Origin of the sequence: Glutamicibacter halophytocola (genome assembly GCF_001302565.1) — a bacterium.
Lineage (GTDB): Bacteria > Actinomycetota > Actinomycetes > Actinomycetales > Micrococcaceae > Glutamicibacter > Glutamicibacter halophytocola.
This window is the reverse complement of record NZ_CP012750.1, coordinates 141,673-160,430: the sequence shown is the minus strand read 5'-3', so window position 1 is coordinate 160,430 and position 18,758 is coordinate 141,673. Positions and strand designations below refer to the sequence as shown.

Below are 18,758 nucleotides of genomic sequence, written 5' to 3'. Positions count from 1 at the left end.
GGTGGGGCAGCCCGGACGCCGGCCAGATTCAACATCGCCCCAGGCATACCCCCCACGGTATTATTGACATACCCCCTGGGGTATATCCTATGCTGGACTCAACACCAGACGAAAGGACAAGCGAATGCTTCTCGAACGCCTTTACGACGAGGACTTGGCGCAGGCCAGCTACTTCATCGGCTGCCAGGCCAAGGGCGAAGCCCTGGTCGTCGATGCACGCCGCGACATCTCCGACTACTTGGCATTGGCTGCCAAGCACGGCATGCGCATCACCGCTGCGGCCGAAACCCACATCCACGCCGATTACCTCTCCGGCACCCGCGAACTGGCAGCTGCCACCGGCGCAACGGCCTACGTCTCGGGCGAAGGCGGCAAGGATTGGCAGTACGGCTTCGAGGCAGAGCGGCTCATGGACGGTGACGCCATCAACCTGGGCAACCTGAAGATCATTGCCCGGCACACCCCGGGCCACACCCCCGAGCACCTGTCCTACCTGCTCACCGACGGCGCCTTCAGCAGCTCTCCTGGCTACCTGCTCTCCGGCGACTTCATCTTCGCTGGCGACCTGGGCCGCCCCGATCTGCTCGATGAGGCCGCCGGCGGCGTGGACACCCGCTTCGCAGGAGCCCGCGATCTCTACGCTTCGCTGAAGAAGACCCTGGCCGAACTGCCGGACTATATCCAAGTCCATCCGGGCCACGGTTCTGGCAGCGCCTGCGGCAAAGCCCTAGGCGCAGTGCCTTCCACTACCCTGGGCTACGAACGCGAGTTCTCCTGGTGGGCTGGCTACCTGGCCAATAACGACGAACAGGGCTTCATCGACGAGCTGCTCAATGGCCAGCCTGACGCGCATGCCTACTTCGCTCGAATGAAAAGCGAGAACCGCGAAGGCCCAGCAGTGCTTGGCCCGCTGCCGCACCTCGAAAAGGTCTGCGCCCAAGAAATCCTGGCGCAAGTCCAGGACGGCGCAGCAGTATTCGTCGACACCCGGTCGCACATCGAGATCGCCGCAGGCACGGTTCCAGGAGCATTATCCATTCCCGGCCTGGGCAAGACCGCCAGCTTCGGCGCCTGGGCCTACGACCCGGAGAACGACCAGCGCTCGATGATCGTGCTAGCCCAATCCGCGGAGCATGCCGAGCGGATCCGCGCACATCTGATGCGCGTGGGCATCGACGCGGTCACCGGCTATGCCACCAGCCTGGAAGGGCTGCCACTGGCCGTTCCGAAGTCCATCTCCCCGGCCCAGCTGGAGGAATTCGCCTATGAATTGCTGCTGGATGTGCGCAACAAGAGCGAGTACGCAGCCGGCCACATCCCGGGAGCGCGCCACCTCTCAGGCGGCAAGGTGCTGTGGCATCAGCAGGAGCTGCCTGCCGGCGGCAAAATCGTGACGTACTGCCAGAGCGGCATGCGCAACGCAGTAGCTGCCAGCGCACTGCGCGATGCCGGATTCGACGTGGTCGAGCTCGAAGGCAGCTACCTTGGCTGGAAAAACAGCTCCAACTAACCAACCTCCCAACGAAAAGGTGGACCGCATTCAATGAGTACCCCAGTGATGACCATGGACGCCGAAGCACTCAAGTGCCTAGTGGACTCCCCCAACGCCGATCTCGCGCTGATCGACGTGCGCACCCCAGGCGAATTCGAAACCGTCCACATCCCCGGCTCCTGCAACGTGCCGCTGGATGACTTCACCGCTAATCCCGCCGAGGTGCTGGCCAAGCTACCGGGCAAGCCGCTGCTGATCTGCCATAGCGGCAGCCGCGCAGCCAAGGCTCAGCGCGCGCTGCAGGATGCCGGCTTGGAGCACGGCACCGTGCTTAGCGGCGGAGTTACCGCCTACCAGGCTGCCGGAGGCACCGTGGCGCGAGGCATCCAGCGCTGGGCAATGGACCGCCAGATGCGCCTGACCGCAGGATCGCTCGTGGTGGCCGGGCTGATCGGCGCAAAAGTCATTTCCCCGAAGGCCGCTTGGCTTTCGGCGGCCATCGGCGGCGGGCTGGTGTTCTCGGCGGTGCGCGACTCCTGCCCGATGATCAGCGTGTTGGGCAAGATGCCCTGGAACAAGACGGGAAAGTAGGCAGTGGCAACCTCCGTGCTGATCATGACCTTGGCCGCTACCGTCCTGGTGGGGCTGAGCCTGGGGCTGTTTGGAGGCGGAGGGTCGATTCTGATGGTTCCGCTGCTCAGCTACATGGCCAAAATGCCGGCCCACGAATCGATCGCCACTTCCTTGCTGGTAGTGGGCGCGACCTCGGCGGCCACCCTGGTTCCCCATGCATTCAAGAAGAATGTGCGCTTTGGCCCCGGCGTGGCCCTGGCTGCAGCGAGCATGATCGGAGCATATGCCGGCGGGATGCTGGCCAAGGGCATCCCTGCCGCCGTGCTGATGGCCGGGTTCGCGGGGATCATGATAGCCAGCGCCCTGGGCATGATCCGCGGCCGCAAGCAGCCAGCGCGCACGCTGCCTGGCTTGCTGGTCCTCCCGATCGGCCTGGGCATTGGGCTGCTTACCGGTCTGCTCGGCGCCGGTGGCGGGTTCCTGATCGTTCCAGCACTGGTGCTGCTGGCGGGATTGCCCATGGGGCAGGCAGTCGGGACCTCGCTGCTGGTCATCGCCTTGAATTCGGTTGCCGGCGTGGCCGGGCAGGCAGCCTCGGCAGCAGTGAACGTGCCACTGTCCGCTGGGCTGGTGGCTGCCGCGATCCTCGGTTCGCTGGCCGGCGCACGCCTGGCGCACAGCATCAACGAGAAAGCGCTGCGCCGAAGCTTCGGATGGTTCGTGCTGGCGATGGGCGTCTTCGTGCTGACCCAGGAACTGCCAGCGCCTGCTGGCATCGCCGTCCTCGCTGTCGCAGGCGCGGCCAGCCTGCTCGGTACAGCCTGCCTCGTGATGCCCAACTGCCGGCTAGCCCTGAGAGCAGCTAGATCATGAAACCCGCAGACATCGCCGATTCCACCTGGACATCACCTTCGGAAAGGCCAACACGAAAATCCAGCCGGGGCTGGCCAAGGCCAGGCAAATTGCCGCGGTCCCGACGCTGATGGCGTTCAAGAAATGGAATACTTGTACATTCAGAACCCGGAGCACTGAACCCTGTTGCGTTCGAACAGCTGCTCACCGCGCTGGAGGACCACGGCACCAACACAAGGAGCAATTGATGCGCACCGCTGATGAAGCAACCCGCAAGCGAATCCTCAACCGGCTCAAGCGCGCCCGCGGCCAGCTCGATGCGGTGATCAACGCCGTGGAAACCGACGGATCCTGCAGGGAAGTGGTCACGCAGCTTGCTGCAGTGTCCACCGCGCTGGACCGCGCCGGATTCGCCATAGTGTCCACCGCGATGCAGTACTGCATCGCCGACCCGCAGAAGGCCTCCGAAGAAGAGGACGGCCTGAGCGTCGAAGAGCTCGAAAAGCTCTTCCTTTCCCTTTCATAGCCAACACCAAGGAGAAATCATGTGCCGCCAGGTTCAGTGCAAGATCTGCCAGAAGACCACCTGGGCTGGCTGTGGCCAGCACGTTGATTCCGTCATGCGCGGCGTTCCAGCCAAGGATCGTTGCGCCGGCCACGGGAACGAGGCGAAGAAGGGCTTCCTCGCCCGCCTGTTCGGCAGGTGAAAAGGGGGCAAGCGCTATTTCTGCGCCGCCTCGGCGCCTTCGTAGCCGATCAGCCAGTGCAGCCCATAGCGGTCGCGCACCTGCCCGTCGCTCGCGCCCCAGGGCTTCACCGAGAGCGGGTCGATCACTTCGCCCGAGGCGCCAAGCTGGTCGAACCACCGGTGCAGCACCGCCGGTTCCGCGGTGCCCAGCAGCGAAAGCATCATTCCCTCGGAGCGAAATGGCCGATCCTCCCCGGAGGCATCGGAGCCAGCCAAGCAAACCACGCCATTGAGCTCGCCATGGGCGATGGCCTGCGGGTCGCCATCGGTGCGGTTGAACTCCTCAAGGGTGTACAGCGCGAGCTCGCCGCCAAAAATGCCGGCGTAGAAGCCCAGCGCTTCGCGGGCAGTGCCCGGGAAATGGATATAGACCTTGGGACCTTGCATCAGTCGCTCCTAGCTGGAGGGGAATTCTATGATCTGGCTGCGGATCAGGAAGCGCTTGCCTTCCGGGGCCTCTACCGAGAACCCGGAGCCGCGCCCGGCCACCACATCAACGGTCAGCTTGGTGTGCTTCCAATACTCGAACTGCTCCTTGGACATCCAGAATTCGATCTCGCCCAGTGATTGGCCCTGCCCATCATCCAAGGGAAGCAGGCCGAGCAGGATATCCGAGCCGCCGGTGCGGAATTCTCCGGCCGGATAGCACATGGGCGAGGAGCCGTCGCAGCAGCCACCGGATTGGTGGAACATCAGCGGGCCATGGATCCCCCAGAGCTTGCGCAGCAGTTCCAAGGCCTCGGGGGTGAAAGCCACCCGGGAGAAGCTTTCCCCGTTGATGGTCGCCTTGGTTTCTCTCGCGGTACTCATGATTCGCTCCTGCGTGAAGTTGTTGTTGCCAGTGTCCTCCATTTGATCAATGCAGTCCACGGTGCTGGGCATACGCCAATGCCCGAGCCTGGCCGCCGAAAGGGGACGGCTGCCAGGCACGGGCAAGCGGTCGCGACTATTTTTCTCCGGTGTAGTCGATCACCACGCGGCCATCGATCTTGGCATGGCGCATCTCATCGAAGACTGCATTAATGTCGTCCAGGGGCCGTGTGTGGAATGTCGGTTTGATCTTTCCCGCGGCGTAGAAGTCCAGCGCCTCGATCATGTCCTGTCGGGTTCCGACGATCGAACCGCGGATAGTCAGACCCTTGAGCACGATGTCGAAGATCGGGGCCGGGAAGTCACCGGCTGGCAGCCCGTTGAACACAATAGTTCCGCCACGGCGAGTCATGCCGATCGCCTGCCCAAACGCCTTGGGGTGGACAGCGGTCACGAGCACGCCGTGTGTTCCGCCAATCTTTTCCTGGATCACTTCAGCAGGATCTTGGGCGAAGGCATTTACTGTAATTTCTGCACCGTGTTTAGCAGCCAATGCCAACTTGTCGTCAGCCACGTCAATGGCGATGACGCGCATTCCCATGGCTACTGCGTACTGCACCGCAATATGCCCCAGCCCTCCAATGCCCGAGATGGCGACCCACTGGCCGGGCCTGACTTCGGTCATCTTCAGCCCCTTGTACACCGTCACCCCCGCGCACAGCACCGGAGCAATTTCGTGGGGGTCTGAGCCTTCAGGGATGCGCGCCGCATAACGCGCATCGACCAGCATGTACTGGCCGAACGATCCGTCCACCGAATACCCGCCGTTGGTTTGGGCCTCGCACAGTGTCTCCCAACCGGTTCGGCAGTATTGGCAATGACCGCAAGCACTGGCGAGCCAGGCATTGCCAATCAAGTCGCCCACCGCGACTTCGGTGACTCCTTCGCCAAGCTTCTCAACAGTTCCCACGCCTTCATGCCCCGGGATCAATGGCAGCTTGGGCTTGACTGGCCAGTCACCTTCGGCAGCGTGAAGATCCGTATGGCAAACGCCGGAGGCAATCAGCTTGACCAGCACTTGACCGGGGCCCGGTTGCGGAATCGCAGCGTCCTTTACCTGAAACTCTTCGCCGAAACCTTCAACTATTGCAGCTTTCATCGTGCTCATGTACTTTGTCCTTTGCATGGCTTTCAAAGGTGCGGGGCAACGGATAGCTTCCGGGAAATGAGGCTAATCGAGTCCCGGTTGTTATCGGTGTTGACCCCGCACCTTTGAGGTCTACGTACTTTTGATAGTGCCTGTGGCAGTTATTCCGGCTTAGAAGAAGCCGAGCTTGTCCTCCGAGTAGGAGACAAGCAGGTTCTTGGTCTGCTGGTAGTGATCGAGCATCATCAGGTGGTTTTCGCGCCCGATGCCCGAGGACTTGTACCCGCCGAAGGCCGAGTGCGCCGGGTAGGCGTGATACTGGTTGACCCAGACGCGTCCGGCCTGGATGGCCCGGCCGGCGCGGTAGGCCACGTTGCCGTTGCGGCTCCACACGCCCGAGCCCAGCCCGTAGAGGGTGTCGTTGGCGATGGAGATCGCGTCGTTGTAGTCCTTGAACCTGGTCACCGCGACCACCGGTCCGAAGATCTCCTCCTGGAAGATGCGCATGTCATTGGTGCCCTCGAAAATGGTCGGCTGTACATAGTAGCCTCCGGACAGTTCCCCGCCCAGATCCGCGCGCCCGCCGCCGAGCAGCACCTTGGCGCCTTCGGCCTTGCCGATCTCCATGTAGGAGAGGATCTTCTCCAGCTGGTCGTTGGAGGCCTGGGCACCCATCATGGTGTCGGTATCCAGCGGGTGGCCCTGCTTGATGGCCTTGGTGCGGGCCACCACATCTCCCATGAAGCGCTCGTAGATGCTCTCCTGGATCAGCGCGCGCGATGGGCAGGTGCAGACCTCGCCCTGGTTCAGCGCGAACAGGGTGAACCCTTCCTGGGCCTTGTCATAGAAGGCGTCATCCTTGGCGGCGATGTCCTCGAAGAAGATGTTCGGGGACTTGCCGCCCAGCTCCAGGGTCACCGGGATCAGGTTCTCCGAGGCATACTGCATGATCAGCCGGCCGGTGGTGGTCTCGCCGGTGAAGGCGATCTTGCGGATGCGCTTGTTGGATGCCAGCGGCTTGCCCGCTTCCACGCCGAAGCCGTTGACCACGTTGAGCACGCCGGCGGGCAGCAGGTCGCCGATCAGTTCCATGAGCACCAGGATGGAGACCGGAGTCTGCTCGGCGGGCTTGAGCACGATCGCGTTGCCGGCGGCCAGCGCCGGGGCGAGCTTCCACACGGCCATGAGCAGCGGGAAGTTCCACGGGATGATCTGCCCGACCACGCCCAGCGGCTCATGGTAATGGTAGGCGGTGGTGTCATCGTCCAGCTGGGAGAGGCTGCCCTCCTGGGCGCGGATGGCTCCGGCGAAGTAGCGGAAGTGGTCCACCGCCAGCGGGAGGTCGGCGTTCAGGCATTCGCGGATGGCCTTGCCGTTGTCCCAGGTTTCGGCCACGGACAGCATTTCGAGGTTCTCCTCGATGCGGTCGGCGATCTTGTTCAGGATCACCGCGCGCTGCGCCGGGCTGGTTTTGCCCCAGGCGCCAGCCGCCGCATGGGCCGCATCCAGGGCGATCTCGATGTCCTCGGCGGTGGAGCGGGCCACCTCGCAGAAGACCTTGCCGGTCACCGGGGTGACGTTCTCGAAGTACATGCCCTTGGACGGGGCGACCCATTGCCCGCCAATGTAGTTCTCGTAGCGCGGCTTGAAATCGACCAGCGCGCCGTCGGTATTCGGGTTTGCGTAAACGCTCATGGCTGCGTGACTCCTTTGTCAGTACCTGATGCCGCGGATTCGGCCCCGCAGCCTCTTGAGTGAGACTTTAGCCACAGCTACGTTGCAGTCAGGTTGCAACCCAGTCCGGGCCTCTAGGCTTCGAGCCCCTGGATCTCGGCCACGATCAGCGAGCGTGCTGGAGAGCTGGCGGGAAGCTCGCGCAAGGCGGCGCGCAGCAAATTGGAATCGGCGAGTTGGCGGCCGAGATTCAGCAGTTGCTGGGCGCTGCCCCGGTCCATCACCAGTTCGCGCAGCGCGGCCTCTGCGCGGTAGCGCAAGGCGAGGATGCCCGGTGCTTGCGATCGCTCGAGCATTCCCGGGGAATACAGCTGCAGGGCAGTTTCGATATCGCCGCTTTCCAGCGCGCTCCACAGGCGCCCGATGGTCGTTTGGAGTTCCCATTGCAACCGGTACGGGCGCGAGGTCAGCGATCGGCCCGGGGATGAAGCCAGGACCTTGCGCAGCCGGACCATTTCGGCACGGACCGTGCCTTCAGCGGCGGCATCTGGCCGCTCGAAAAGCTCGTCAACCAGCTGGGCGCTGGATAAGCCATCGCGATGCTGCGCCAAAAGCGCCAGGATCTCGGCGTGGCGCAGGGAGACGGGGCAGGATCCGAGGTGCGCGCCGTCCGGGCGGCCCAGGTCCAGGTAATCGGGATCGGCCACCACCCCGGCCCCGGGAAGCAGCAGCTGGGTTTCTGCCGCCATGACGGCCGCTTGCAAAAGCGGCAGCGAGTGCGTTGCGATGGCCTCCGGCCCACCGGTCAGGTCGATGGCGCCAATCACCTGTCCGGTGCGCGGATCCCGAATGGGCACAGCCGAACAGCTGTACTGCTGGGCCTGCTCATACAGATGCTCCGCCCCTGAAACCTGCGATCCGGAACCAGTGGCCAATGCCATGCCGGGCGCGGAGGTGCCCACGGACTGTTCCGCCCAGTCGGCACCGGCCGTGAAGCCCACATGCTCGGCTTGGCTCATCGAGCCATTGCTTCCCGCCACCCACAGCAAGGTTCCCCCGGCGTCAGCGAGGGCGACCAGAAGGTTGGCATCGGTCGCGGCCGGGACCAGCAGTTTCTCGAACACGGGCCAGATCCGCTGCAGCTCGCTGCGTTCACGCGCAAGGCGCAGCCTGTCATTGCTCAATACCGGCGGGCCCTGGACTGAGCTCGCTTGGGCCAGCGACCGCCTCCAGGATTCCCGCACGTCATTGCGCAACGGGAGGTCGCTGATTCCAGCTTCCTTCGAGGAGAGCAGCTCGCGGGCTTTTTGCGCACGCAGATTTGCGTTGGACCAGTCGATGGCTGACGCGCCCATGCTCCCCCTTCACTTCGCTGGAAAGATGGTTCTGTGCGGTTCCCACCAGACTAGGCGAAGGGCGGGAACTTGAGAAGAGCCCAGTTCCAGCCGCTACTTCAACAGGTCGACCAGGGCATCCTCGTGGGTGAGCTGCAGGTGGTGCCCCGCGGAGGGAAGGGCCTGCAGTTCCACCTCGGGCCTGGACTCCAGATGCTCGATTGCCGAGGGCAGCAACGGGTCATCGGTTCCCCAGATCACGCTCAGCGGCCCGTCATAGCGATCGAGCGCCTCCCGCAATTCCCCGCGCCATTGCCCGGAACTTGCCAGGGCCAGGTGCGCAGCTGCCGCTGCGGCGGAACTTCGCAACAGATCGCTGGCGCTGGTGGCCAAGGCCGCGCAGCTCGCCGCGCTTCCGGTCAATTGGCGGGAGAGCCGTGCCGCGCTGGCATGGCGCAAATAGCTTCGAACCAGCGGCTGGATCTTCGCCGTCCTGTCTGCGGGCCCTTGCAAGAAGAACGGCGCGACCAAGGTCAAGGAGCGGACCTTGCCTGGGTGCTGATCGGCGGCGAGCACCGCGGCGGCTGCTCCGATGGAGTGCCCGATCAGGTCCACCGGGCCACCTTCCAGAAGGGCGGCGAGCCAGCGGTCCCAATCCGCGATGCCCTTCCCGCCACTGAGCCCAAGGCCTGGCAGGTCAACGGCCCTTCCTCCAATTCCCTGGGCCACGCCGGCCCACGTATCGGCATTCACCGGAAGTCCAGGGAAGATCAACTTGCGCGCCTCGCGGTCGCCCAGTTCAAAGGTTTTCACTCCCCCGACATCGACAAAGCGGCGTGCATCAGCTGGTGCGGCTCCGAATCGGTGTGCGGCCAGATAGTCGGCCCAGCGCTCCAGCGAGAGGCCGGCATCAGGCATCTGGAGTCCATGCCGGTTGGCGAATTCGATCGCGGGCCCGGTCGGATAGCGATCCGCGGACATGAAATGCAGCGTTTCCGGATCGGCTTTGGTAATCCATGAAGGAAGCGCCTTGATAAGCCCCACGGGCAAGCGCAGCTTGGGAACTTTCGCGCCAAGATGGCGGCCGGTGCTGGCCAGCAGTTGCCCCAGCGGCGCGGTGGCGTCATCCAACAGCCAATAGGATGTGCCGATTGCCTCCGGCGCGATAGCCACGGCCTGCATGAACGCGGCCATGTAGTCGACGGTGAGCACCGGCAGGAAAGTCGAGTCGCCTGCGGGCAGGGCAGCGGTTTTCCCTTCCCAGAGTTGTTCAATGGTGCTGGCCAGCCCAATGTGCTGATCTGTTTCCCCGGTAATGCTGTGGCCGATGACGCTCGCCGGATTGAGGATGCTCCAAGGAATTCCGCGTTCGTTGCCCAGAGCCTGGAATACCGCGTCGGACTCCACCTTGGAGGCTTCGTACGCGCCAAGTGTCCGGTAGAGCCGATCGCGGCGCTCTTGCGACCACCCAGCGAGCGAGGGATCCTGCCCGCCAACGCGATATCCGGAGATATGCACGATGCGCTGCAGCTCAGGCAGCGCTGCGGCAAAATCCATCAGCTTCTCGACGATGCCGACGTTGGCGCTGCGGGCTTCTTGCGCGCTCATGCCGAATCGGTAGGTTCCGGCGCAATTGTGGATTTCGGTGATATCGGCGAACGCTGCCGGTCCGCCGGCCAGGATTTCGGGGGCGCCGAAGTCTACGATCGCCGTCTTGATCCCTGGTGCCGCGCCGTGCAGGTCCAGCCATTTTTTGAGCCTTGCTGCAGATTCAGGACTCCGGACGGCTGCTGTCACCTGCGCTCCGGCTTCCAGCAGGGCAAGGATGAGGTGCCGTCCGATCAGCCCCGATGCCCCGAAGACCAGTACCCGGCGAAAATCCGTGCCGTGCATCAGCTTTGTGTCCCTTCGCCCTGGCGGCGCAGGCCGATGAGCTCCCCTACGGCGTCCGCCGCAGCCAGCAGCGGCTGCGTGTTTTTCATCGCCCGGGAAAGGATGGCCGCCCCTTCGATGGTCGAGACGATCACCGTTGCAAGGGACTTTGCTTGAGCGCGATCCACCCCGTCGGCTTCGAGCAGGGCGGCGGTCGGGGCGATCCATGATTCGAAAGCTGTGGCGCAGGCCTGCCGCAGGCGTTCGCTTGAATCCCCCATTTCCAAGGTCACCACCGAGACCGGGCAGCCTAAGCGGAAGCCGCTGTCGCTGATGATCGCGGCCAGCGCTTGGATAGCGAGCTTGGCCGCTTCGCCAGCACCGCCTGCGCTCTGGGCAGCCTGGATGATCATGGCCTCGAATTGCTTGGCGGCCAGTGCTACCGCGGCGACCCCCAGCTCCTCCTTCCCATCGGGAAAGTGGAAATAGACCGATCCCTTTGGTGCTGAGGCGTGCTCGATCACGGCGTTGAGGCCGGTGCCGCTGTAGCCGCTGGCCTGGATGAGTTCAAGCATGGACTGCGCGAGCCGTGCCTTGGTGAGGTCCCCTTTGGAAGTCATGGAGTTAAAAATAGACCAGTCTATATATTTTGGCAATCCGGCCTCGCGAGCGGCTCGTGCGGCGCAATAGTCCTGGACCACTACCCGATGGGAGACAAGTCATCTATTTCCCGCTAAGAAATATAGGTGACAAGTGGACTATTGGCAATCAATTTTGCTCCACCCCTTTACTCGCGCCGCATCATGGGGGTAATATACAACCAAATGGTTGTATATGAGTTGAGCGAAGAACAGACAAACAAGGTCTTCCGCGCCTTGGCCGATGCCACACGACGAGATATCGTGCGGCGGACCCTTCACGCCGAGGTGAGCGTTTCGGAACTTGCCGCAAGCTACGACATGTCTTTTGCGGCCGTCCAGAAACACGTCGCAGCACTGGAGGCCGCTGGCCTGGTCATAAAAATCGCACGTGGCCGCGAACGCATAGTTCGCGGGCAGCCGGACACCATCCGGCACGCACAAGAACTACTCTCTTCCCTCGAAGACATCTGGCGCCAGCGCATCAGCCGGCTCGATGATTTCCTCGCCGACGAGGACACATAAGGAGCATTCCCATGCCTGTCACATCCGTAGTCAAAGATCCCGAAGCACTCTCGCTCACCGTCCACGCTGAATTCCCGGTCAAGGTTTCCCGGCTCTGGGACGCCTACCTGGACGCCCGGCAGATCGAGAAGTTCTGGGGACCGGTCGAATACCCGGCAACGTTCACCCGCCACGATGCAACGCCCGGCGGCCGTTCCAACTACCACATGACCTCGCCCGAAGGCGAAGAGTTCCACGGCTATTGGCTCTGGCACGAAGTCGTCGAGCACAAATTCTTCGAAGTCAGCGACGGCTTTGCACATGCCGATGGCACCCCGAACTCCGATTTGCCGGTCAACCGCATGGTCTTTTCCTTCGACCCGACCGCCGAAGGATCAAAACTGACCATTACCGCCGCCTTCGATTCCGCCGAGGAACTGGAACAGGTCGTGGAAATGGGCATGATCGATGGCACCCGTTCGGCCATGAGCCAGATCGAACAGGTCCTCATGGACCTGCGCAACTACGCCCAGAATTTCGGCACCGATACGCAGATCCTGTCGGACACGCAGGTGCGCATCACCCGCCTGGTTCGCGGGACGGTCGAGCAAGTCTGGCGGGCCCACCATGACGAGCAGCTCATGAAGCGCTGGATGCTCGGCCCTGACGGATGGCAGATGGCCGAATGCGTGACGGCGCAAGAGGCCGGGGAAACCTACCGATACTGGTGGGAACCGCTCTCGACCGAGGCCGGCTCGGGCTTTGGATTCACCGGAACCGTGCTCGAAACGCTGCCCCGGTCCTACGAGCGGACCACGGAGCAAATGATCGACACGCAGTACCCGGCCACGGTGAACGAGCTGACGCTGACACCCAACGAGGGCGGCACCCTGCTGACCGTCCTCATCACCTACCCGGACGCGCAAACCCGCGACATGGTGCTCGCCACCGGAATGACCGACGGAATGGAGGCAAGCTACGCCCGGCTCGAATCGATCCTCTAGTTGGCGATTCGCCCCACATCCGGCGCCGAGGCGCGCGCAAATATGAAACACTTGGAATCATGAGTTCTCACAACGCGCGCGCAGGCCTGGACAAGAAGGCCGACCAGGTTCAGGACATGTTCGACAAGCTGGCTCCACGCTACGACTTGCTCAATACCTTGATGACCGGCGGCATTGTGAACTACTGGCGCAAGATCACCACCGAGGCCATCGCGCCGAAGCCCGGCGAGCGCATCCTCGACCTGGCCGCCGGCACCGGAACCTCCTCGGTCCCGCTGGCCGAGGCCGGCGCGAAGGTGACCGCCTGCGACATGTCCAACGGCATGCTCGCCGAGGGGCGCAAGCGCTACCCGCAGCTGGACTTCGTCTACGGCGACGCCCACGAGCTGCCCTTCGAGGATGGCACCTTTGATGCGGTCACCATTTCCTATGGGCTGCGCAATATCGACGACACCGAAAAGGCGCTGTCCGAAATGCGCCGCGTGACCAAGCCTGGCGGGCGCATCGTCGTCGCCGAGTTCTCCACCCCGACGGTGGCCCCGATCAAGGTGGCCTACCAGCAATTCCTGCCGCGCGTCATCCCGGCGCTGGGCTACCTGGTATCGCCAAACCCGACCGCGTACGCCTACCTGGCCGAATCCATCGCGGCGTGGCCGAACCAGGAAGACCTGGGCGCCAAATTCCTCAACGTCGGCTGGAAGAATGTGGAATACCGCAATCTGACCGGCGGCATCGTCGCGGTGCACCGCGCCTTCAAGTAGGCCTTCCGCAGCTTTGGCTTTTCGGCCCGCATCCACCCATGGATGCGGGCCGAATGCCGTTAAGCGCCGGCCGGGGGTTACGAGCCGAAATCCTGCCTGCTACACTCGATGGCATGGATACCTACTAAGCCAGCCAATGACCACGCGCCGAATCTGACCGGTGCACCTTGTTCATTTCGGCTACCGGCTTCGGTATCCATTTCTTTTCGGCTCCCCTTGAAGGTTGAGCCAGTTCCGTGATTCCCCTAGCCGGCGGCCCCTGCACAATCGTAGGAGGACCCTGCATGTCTATGACACCACCTATCACCCTGAAGAACCTCAGTTTCGCCTGGCCCTCGGGGGAACGCGCCCTGGCCCATGTGGACGGCACATTTCCCTCCGGCCGGACCGGATTGATCGGCGCCAACGGCAGCGGCAAGTCGACGTTGCTGAAATTGATCGCCGGGCAGTTGCGGCCCACCAGCGGAACCGCGGAAGCCAACGCGCCACTGGGCTATCTTCCGCAAACCCTCGCTTTGGAGCAGGACACCACCGTCGCGCAGCTGCTCGGGATTCATCGAGTCCTGGCCGCGATCGAAGCCATCGAATCGGGCAGTGTCGATCCGGCGGATTTCGATGCGGTCGGCGCGAATTGGGATGTGGAAGCCCGGGTTCGGGCTGAGCTGGCTCCGTTGGGCTTTGACGGCCTGGACCTGGGCCGCGGGATAGCCACGTTATCGGGCGGGGAAACAATGCTGCTGGCTGTGCTCGGCCTGCGCCTGGCGGACTCGCCCATCACGCTGCTCGACGAACCCACGAATAACCTCGATCGGCCGACCCGTGAGCTGCTCTACGATATGGTGCGCACGTGGAAGGGCACCTTGGTCGTGGTGAGCCACGATATCGAGCTGCTCGAGCTCATGGAGCATACGGTGGAGCTGCACGACGGGGAGCTCAGTGTTTTCGGCGGCCCCTTCAGCGCCTACCGCGAGCAGCTCGAAACCGAGCAGCAGGCGGCGCAGCAGGCAGCCAGAACCGCCCAGGCATCCTTGAAGGTGGAAAAGCGCCAGCGGGTCGAAGCGGAAACGAAGCTGGCGCGCGCCAAGCGCCAGGGACGGGCCGTCCAGCTTTCCGGCGGAATGCCCAAGATCCTGGCCAACCACCTTCGCCAGAAATCCGAGGCCAACGCGGGAAAGATGCGCTCCAACCTGGATGGCAAGGTCGATTCCGCCCAAGCCAGGCTCGATGATGCCGATCAGCGGGTGCGGCAGGTCGAGCACATCAACATCGAGTTGGCCGATCCGCTGCTGCCCTCGGGCAAGCAAGTGGCGATGCTCGGTTCGGCCGATCGCCAGTTCATCATCCAGGGAGCAGAACGAGTGGGCCTTGTCGGACCCAACGGCTCGGGGAAAACCACGCTGCTCAAGGCGATGCTCGCAGGAGTTGATGCCGGGCCCTCGCTGGGCGGAAAGCTCTTCCTGGACCGGATTGGATATCTGCCCCAGCGCTTGGACGGCTTGGACGAGGAGTTGAGCGCCATGGACAATGTGGCCGCCGTGGCGCCCAAGGCCACCGCGAATCACGTGCGCAACATGCTGGCCCGGTTGCTGTTGCGCGGCTCCAGCGCCGACCGGCCGCTGGCGGTGCTTTCCGGCGGCGAGCGCTTCCGGGTATATCTGGCGACGCTGCTGCTGGCAGAACCCGCCGCGCAGCTGCTCATCCTCGACGAGCCCACGAATAATCTGGATATGGACAGCGTGCGCCAGCTCGGCGAAGCGCTGGGCGCCTACAAGGGTGCGTTGCTGGTGGTCAGCCACGATCAGCATTTCTTGTCGCAGCTGGATCTGGACTATTTGCTGGAGGTAGGCCCGCATGGGAGCTTGGTGAAGTCCTACCCGAATCCGGCATGATTCCCCCACGGCGGTGTGCTGCCGGTCTAGACTTGTTCAAAGCACACCGCCGAGGACCCCGAAAGCAAGTTGACCATGTCCTATCCCCAGCGCACCGTCGAAGTCGTCAATACCGGCCTCGTGATCGACCAGTCCGCAACCCTGCTCTGGCAGGACATCAAACGCGCCTTCATCTATGAAACCGGCTCCGGCCAGGATGCCCTCACCTGCGCTGAATTCATGCTGGTTGAGGGCTACAGCGTGGAAATCAACAGCCAAATGCCCGGCTGGGATGCAGCTCTTGAGCATCTGCCCCGGCGCATCAACAATCTCGTCGACGAACGCTAGAGACCCCTAGGAGTACTGCCATGGCAACCATTGTCTTGTTCCACCACGTCCAAGGGCTTACCCCCGGAGTCCAGGCAATGGCAGCGCAATTGCGTGCCGCGGGGCATGCGGTTCACACCCTGGACCTGTTCGCGGGCAAGCTGCCCAAGGATCTTGAGGCCGGCATCCGCATGGCCAACAAGCTCAGCGAAGACAAGATCCAGGAACGCGTTGACAAGCTGTTCAGCAAATTGCCCGAAGAACTGGTCTACATCGGCACTTCGTGGGGCGCAGCGCTGGCCCAGCAGTGCGCGCAGCAGCGTCCCGGGGCGGTAGCCGCCATCCTGCTCGAATCCTTTGTGGGCCTGGACGCTGAATGGAGCTTCGGCCCATGGCCGGAAAATGTTCCGGTGCAGATCCATGGCATGGACGAGGATCCATTCTTCGCCAAGGAAGGCGATCTGGAAGCGGCGCAGGACTTTGCGCAAGGCGAAGGCCGGGAGCTGGCCCAGCTGTTCACCTACCCCGGAAACAAGCACCTGTTTACCGATAGCTCGTTGCGTTCCCACGACCCCGAAGCTCGCGCCTTGGTCATGGAGCGCATGATCAAGTTCCTGGAGCCCTACGCCTGAGTGCTGGGGACGCCGAAGTTCCTGAAGATGAGCTTGGGCGGCCAATGGCGAATCGGCGGCTCCAAGGTTGCCCGCTGATTCAGGCTCTTATATCCGGGACGCTCAAAATGCACCAAAGCACCCGTTGTTGGCCCATCTGGCTGGGCGGCCTCCCCAGCCCCGCTGTTAAGACGAAATAGGATCCAGCTTGCAGGAGCAAGCTGGATCCTATTTCATTTTTTGTGCGCCCTGCGGGGATCGAACCCGCGACCAATGGATTAAAAGTCCAGTGCTCTACCAGCTGAGCTAAAGGCGCACGGCACAAGGCCAAAATCCATACTACCCGATGGAACCGCATGAGTATTAATCGGCGGTTTCCGCCGGTGCGCTGGCGTTAAAACCTGCTGAATCCCGGGCGATATGAGGCGCAACACCCGTTAACGAAGCACCAAGGTTCAGCGAGTATTCTTGAGCCCATGAAAGGTGCACGCGCAGGATCTAAAGTTGCCCAGGATGCCGGATACCGCCATCACAAACCACGCCCATTCGCGCCAGAGGAATTCGAGCCCTACGAAGGCGGGGCCGATCCGGCGCGCGTTTCGGAAGCCGCCCACCTTTCAGCCCAGGCCTTTGTGCGCCGGGGCATCGAGAACAATGATCCGGAAGTGTCCCACCGGCTGATCGCGGTGGCAGAAGACGAGGGCCTGGAAGTCCTGGCTGAGCTGTGGAGCGAGGCGCCGGCCCATTCGCTGCCCGGGGCCCTGTGGAGGCTGTACGCAGTACGCGCGGCGACCATGGGCAAGCCCGAAGTGCACTCGGCCCGCTTCCAAGCCGGTGCCCACCGCGCGCAGGTGGAACGCATCGTTGCCGGCGTTGCCGAGCCGCCGACGGCTGAAGAGCTGAAGAAGATGACCGGGTCGATTCTTTCCGGCGCTTTTGATGGAGACTTTGCCCACGCGCTGGAACGCACCGCGGCTTATTGCCGGGTGCTGGTGCTGGGCATGACCGAGCACGCAGACGCCGCTGACCTGTCCAATAGCGAACGCGGGACCAAGCTGACCCAGCAAGCCCGGGCCTTGAGCAAGACCGCCGACGACCTGGAAATTTGTGCCCGGCTGTGGCGGCAAGACGCGTTGGACTGAAATCCCGGATCGGAGTTCTAGGATGGATGAGGAACTAGTCCCGCAATTTTAGGCAGGTGCGCGTGGTCGCCGGATCGAAAGCGAGCTCTTCGGGGATCATGCGCTGGCTGGTGATCCTGATCGCCACCGGGCTGCTTTCGCAGACCGCATTGAACCTCGTTCGGCCGGTCACCACCTATAAGCTCATCTCCTTCGGTTCAGGTTCCTTCACCGTGGGCGCGGTGACCGCAGCCTACGCGATCCTTCCGCTGTTCACCGCCATGATGCTGGGTCGGGTCAGTTCGCGCATCCGCCGGATTCGATTCCTGATGGTCGCCGGCGTGGGTCTCATCGCCGTTGGCGGCCTGGGCATTAATCTCGCCCCCAACGCGCTGGCGGTGGCACTGGCCAGCGCCGTGCTGGGCTTGGGGCATTTGATGTTCACCATCGGCGGCCAGTCCTCCATTGCCCGGTATTTCCCGGACAGCGACCTTGACAAGGGCTTCGGCTGGTTTACCGCCGCCTATGCCGCCGGGCAGTTCATCGGCCCGCTGATCGCCGGCATGGTGCTGGGTTCGGGCACCGATGCCGTGTCGGCGGAACGAATCGCGGATATCAGCCTGTCCTTGTGGATCGGCATGGGCGCCGCATTGCTGGCGGTGCCGTTCCTGCTCCCGAATTGGCAGCCGCGGGTTTCCAAGTCGGTGTCGGCTACCTCACCGGAGCGCTCCTCGGCGTCAATTGGCTCGGTGCTGCGGATCAAGGGCATGGCATCGCATATCTTCGCGTCGATGACGCTGCTGTCCATGCTGGACATCCTCACCGCTTTCCTGCCGCTGGTCGCCGAGAAACATAACGTCACACCGGCTGCAGTCGGTGTGCTTTTGGCCATCCGGGGTTGCGCCTCGGTGGTGTCCAGGTTGTTCATCCCGAAACTCTCCGCGCATTTCGAGCGCCGGGATTTGCTGGTGACCAGCCTGTATGTCGCCGGGGTTTCCATCGCGCTGGCCCCGGTCTTCATCGACGTGCTGTGGGCTTCCGGCCTCGCCTTGCTCATTGGCGGCTTCTTCCTGGGGCTGGGCCAGCCGATGACAATGACGATGATTTCCACCTCGGTGCCACCGGTGGACCGAGGTGCGGCGTTGGCCGTGCGATTGATGGGAAACCGGCTCGGACAAGTGGCTTTGCCGGTGATTTCGAGCACCGTGGCCGCCGGCTTGGGGCCGGCTGGCGCGGTGTGGTTCTGTTGCGCGCTATTGTGCTTGAGCGGGGCAGAAAAGAATCTGCGCCATTAGCGTGAGAAAACGCACGCACCGGCCGCTGTGGTTGACAGCAGGGGCGTTGGGCGAGAAAACTAGGTAGCGGTGTCGGGCCGCTGGTAACCCCGGGCTCCAAAATTCTGCCGCTTCGAGCGGCCTTCCG

The 18,758-nt window shown here is 63.2% G+C and carries 19 protein-coding genes, 1 tRNA gene and 1 pseudogene; 13 read left to right on the top strand and 8 right to left on the bottom strand.

The genetic code is table 11. The features are described from left to right. Positions 1-124 precede the first annotated feature (124 nt). The 5 genes from AOZ07_RS00755 (at position 125) to AOZ07_RS18505 (ending at position 3,624) form a co-directional block, all read left to right on the top strand. Entirely contained in the window at positions 125-1,510 is a 1,386-nt protein-coding gene (locus tag AOZ07_RS00755; RefSeq protein WP_060700257.1) for an MBL fold metallo-hydrolase, read from the top strand. Between the two features lie 33 nt (positions 1,511-1,543). Next, a complete protein-coding gene (locus AOZ07_RS00750; RefSeq protein WP_060700256.1) occupies positions 1,544-2,083 on the top strand; it encodes a rhodanese-like domain-containing protein in 540 nt (179 codons plus the stop codon). Positions 2,084-2,086: 3 nt separating this feature from the next. Next, positions 2,087-2,938 (top strand): sulfite exporter TauE/SafE family protein, encoded by an 852-nt coding sequence (locus AOZ07_RS00745; RefSeq protein WP_236995228.1) that lies wholly within the window; start codon positions 2,087-2,089, stop codon positions 2,936-2,938. 226 nt (positions 2,939-3,164) lie between these two features. Further along, a complete protein-coding gene (locus tag AOZ07_RS00740; RefSeq protein WP_060700255.1) occupies positions 3,165-3,443 on the top strand; it encodes a metal-sensitive transcriptional regulator in 279 nt (92 codons plus the stop codon). A gap of 19 nt (positions 3,444-3,462) precedes the next feature. Then, the gene (locus AOZ07_RS18505) at positions 3,463-3,624 is read left to right on the top strand and encodes a hypothetical protein (protein ID WP_098945479.1); all 162 of its coding nucleotides are present in this window, start codon (positions 3,463-3,465) and stop codon (positions 3,622-3,624) included. 14 nt (positions 3,625-3,638) lie between these two features. Here AOZ07_RS18505 and AOZ07_RS00735 read toward each other — a convergent pair whose 3' ends face one another. The 7 genes from AOZ07_RS00735 to AOZ07_RS00705 all read right to left on the bottom strand — a co-directional run bounded on the left by AOZ07_RS00735 (position 3,639) and on the right by AOZ07_RS00705 (position 11,122). Next, on the bottom strand, positions 3,639-4,052 hold the full coding sequence (locus AOZ07_RS00735) for a VOC family protein (RefSeq protein WP_060700254.1): 414 nt from the start codon (positions 4,050-4,052) through the stop codon (positions 3,639-3,641). Positions 4,053-4,061: 9 nt separating this feature from the next. Further along, a complete protein-coding gene (locus tag AOZ07_RS00730; RefSeq protein WP_060703243.1) occupies positions 4,062-4,475 on the bottom strand; it encodes a DUF779 domain-containing protein in 414 nt (137 codons plus the stop codon). A 136-nt stretch (positions 4,476-4,611) separates the two neighbouring features. Beyond that, complete coding sequence (adhP, locus tag AOZ07_RS00725) at positions 4,612-5,643, bottom strand: alcohol dehydrogenase AdhP (RefSeq protein ID WP_060700253.1); 1,032 nt, start codon at positions 5,641-5,643, stop codon at positions 4,612-4,614. Between the two features lie 150 nt (positions 5,644-5,793). Next, positions 5,794-7,317 (bottom strand): aldehyde dehydrogenase, encoded by a 1,524-nt coding sequence (adh, locus tag AOZ07_RS00720; RefSeq protein ID WP_060700252.1) that lies wholly within the window; start codon positions 7,315-7,317, stop codon positions 5,794-5,796. 113 nt (positions 7,318-7,430) lie between these two features. Continuing rightward, positions 7,431-8,651, bottom strand: a complete 1,221-nt coding sequence (locus tag AOZ07_RS00715; protein WP_060700251.1) for a GAF domain-containing protein — start codon at positions 8,649-8,651, stop codon at positions 7,431-7,433. Between the two features lie 93 nt (positions 8,652-8,744). Continuing rightward, entirely contained in the window at positions 8,745-10,523 is a 1,779-nt protein-coding gene (locus AOZ07_RS00710; RefSeq protein ID WP_060700250.1) for an alpha/beta fold hydrolase, read from the bottom strand. Then, the gene (locus AOZ07_RS00705) at positions 10,523-11,122 is read right to left on the bottom strand and encodes a TetR/AcrR family transcriptional regulator (RefSeq protein WP_075972378.1); all 600 of its coding nucleotides are present in this window, start codon (positions 11,120-11,122) and stop codon (positions 10,523-10,525) included. The genes AOZ07_RS00710 and AOZ07_RS00705 overlap by 1 nt, the downstream gene beginning before the upstream one ends. A gap of 204 nt (positions 11,123-11,326) precedes the next feature. Between AOZ07_RS00705 and AOZ07_RS00700 the strand changes: the two genes are divergently transcribed. The 6 genes and pseudogenes from AOZ07_RS00700 to AOZ07_RS00675 all read left to right on the top strand — a co-directional run. After that, the gene (locus AOZ07_RS00700; RefSeq protein ID WP_060703242.1) at positions 11,327-11,665 is read left to right on the top strand and encodes an ArsR/SmtB family transcription factor; all 339 of its coding nucleotides are present in this window, start codon (positions 11,327-11,329) and stop codon (positions 11,663-11,665) included. Positions 11,666-11,676: 11 nt separating this feature from the next. Continuing rightward, a complete protein-coding gene (locus AOZ07_RS00695) occupies positions 11,677-12,648 on the top strand; it encodes an SRPBCC family protein (RefSeq protein WP_060700248.1) in 972 nt (323 codons plus the stop codon). A gap of 59 nt (positions 12,649-12,707) precedes the next feature. Next, the gene (locus tag AOZ07_RS00690) at positions 12,708-13,409 is read left to right on the top strand and encodes a class I SAM-dependent methyltransferase (protein WP_060700247.1); all 702 of its coding nucleotides are present in this window, start codon (positions 12,708-12,710) and stop codon (positions 13,407-13,409) included. A gap of 284 nt (positions 13,410-13,693) precedes the next feature. Then, entirely contained in the window at positions 13,694-15,298 is a 1,605-nt protein-coding gene (locus AOZ07_RS00685; protein WP_060700246.1) for an ABC-F family ATP-binding cassette domain-containing protein, read from the top strand. Between the two features lie 75 nt (positions 15,299-15,373). Continuing rightward, positions 15,374-15,625 carry a hypothetical protein gene (locus AOZ07_RS00680; protein ID WP_060700245.1) on the top strand — a complete coding sequence of 84 codons (252 nt, stop codon included), beginning with the start codon at positions 15,374-15,376 and terminating at the stop codon, positions 15,623-15,625. An 11-nt stretch (positions 15,626-15,636) separates the two neighbouring features. Continuing rightward, positions 15,637-16,236, top strand: a pseudogene (locus AOZ07_RS00675) (dienelactone hydrolase family protein); the annotation flags it as partial. Between the two features lie 222 nt (positions 16,237-16,458). Here AOZ07_RS00675 and AOZ07_RS00670 read toward each other — a convergent pair. After that, positions 16,459-16,531: transfer RNA gene (locus AOZ07_RS00670), tRNA-Lys, on the bottom strand. Positions 16,532-16,691: 160 nt separating this feature from the next. On the opposite strand from AOZ07_RS00670, the gene AOZ07_RS00665 reads away from it, so the two are divergent. Both AOZ07_RS00665 and AOZ07_RS00660 read left to right on the top strand, forming a co-directional pair. Beyond that, the gene (locus AOZ07_RS00665) at positions 16,692-17,357 is read left to right on the top strand and encodes a hypothetical protein (RefSeq protein ID WP_060700243.1); all 666 of its coding nucleotides are present in this window, start codon (positions 16,692-16,694) and stop codon (positions 17,355-17,357) included. A gap of 62 nt (positions 17,358-17,419) precedes the next feature. Continuing rightward, positions 17,420-18,631 (top strand): MFS transporter, encoded by a 1,212-nt coding sequence (locus tag AOZ07_RS00660; protein ID WP_236995227.1) that lies wholly within the window; start codon positions 17,420-17,422, stop codon positions 18,629-18,631. Positions 18,632-18,758: the final 127 nt, after the last annotated feature.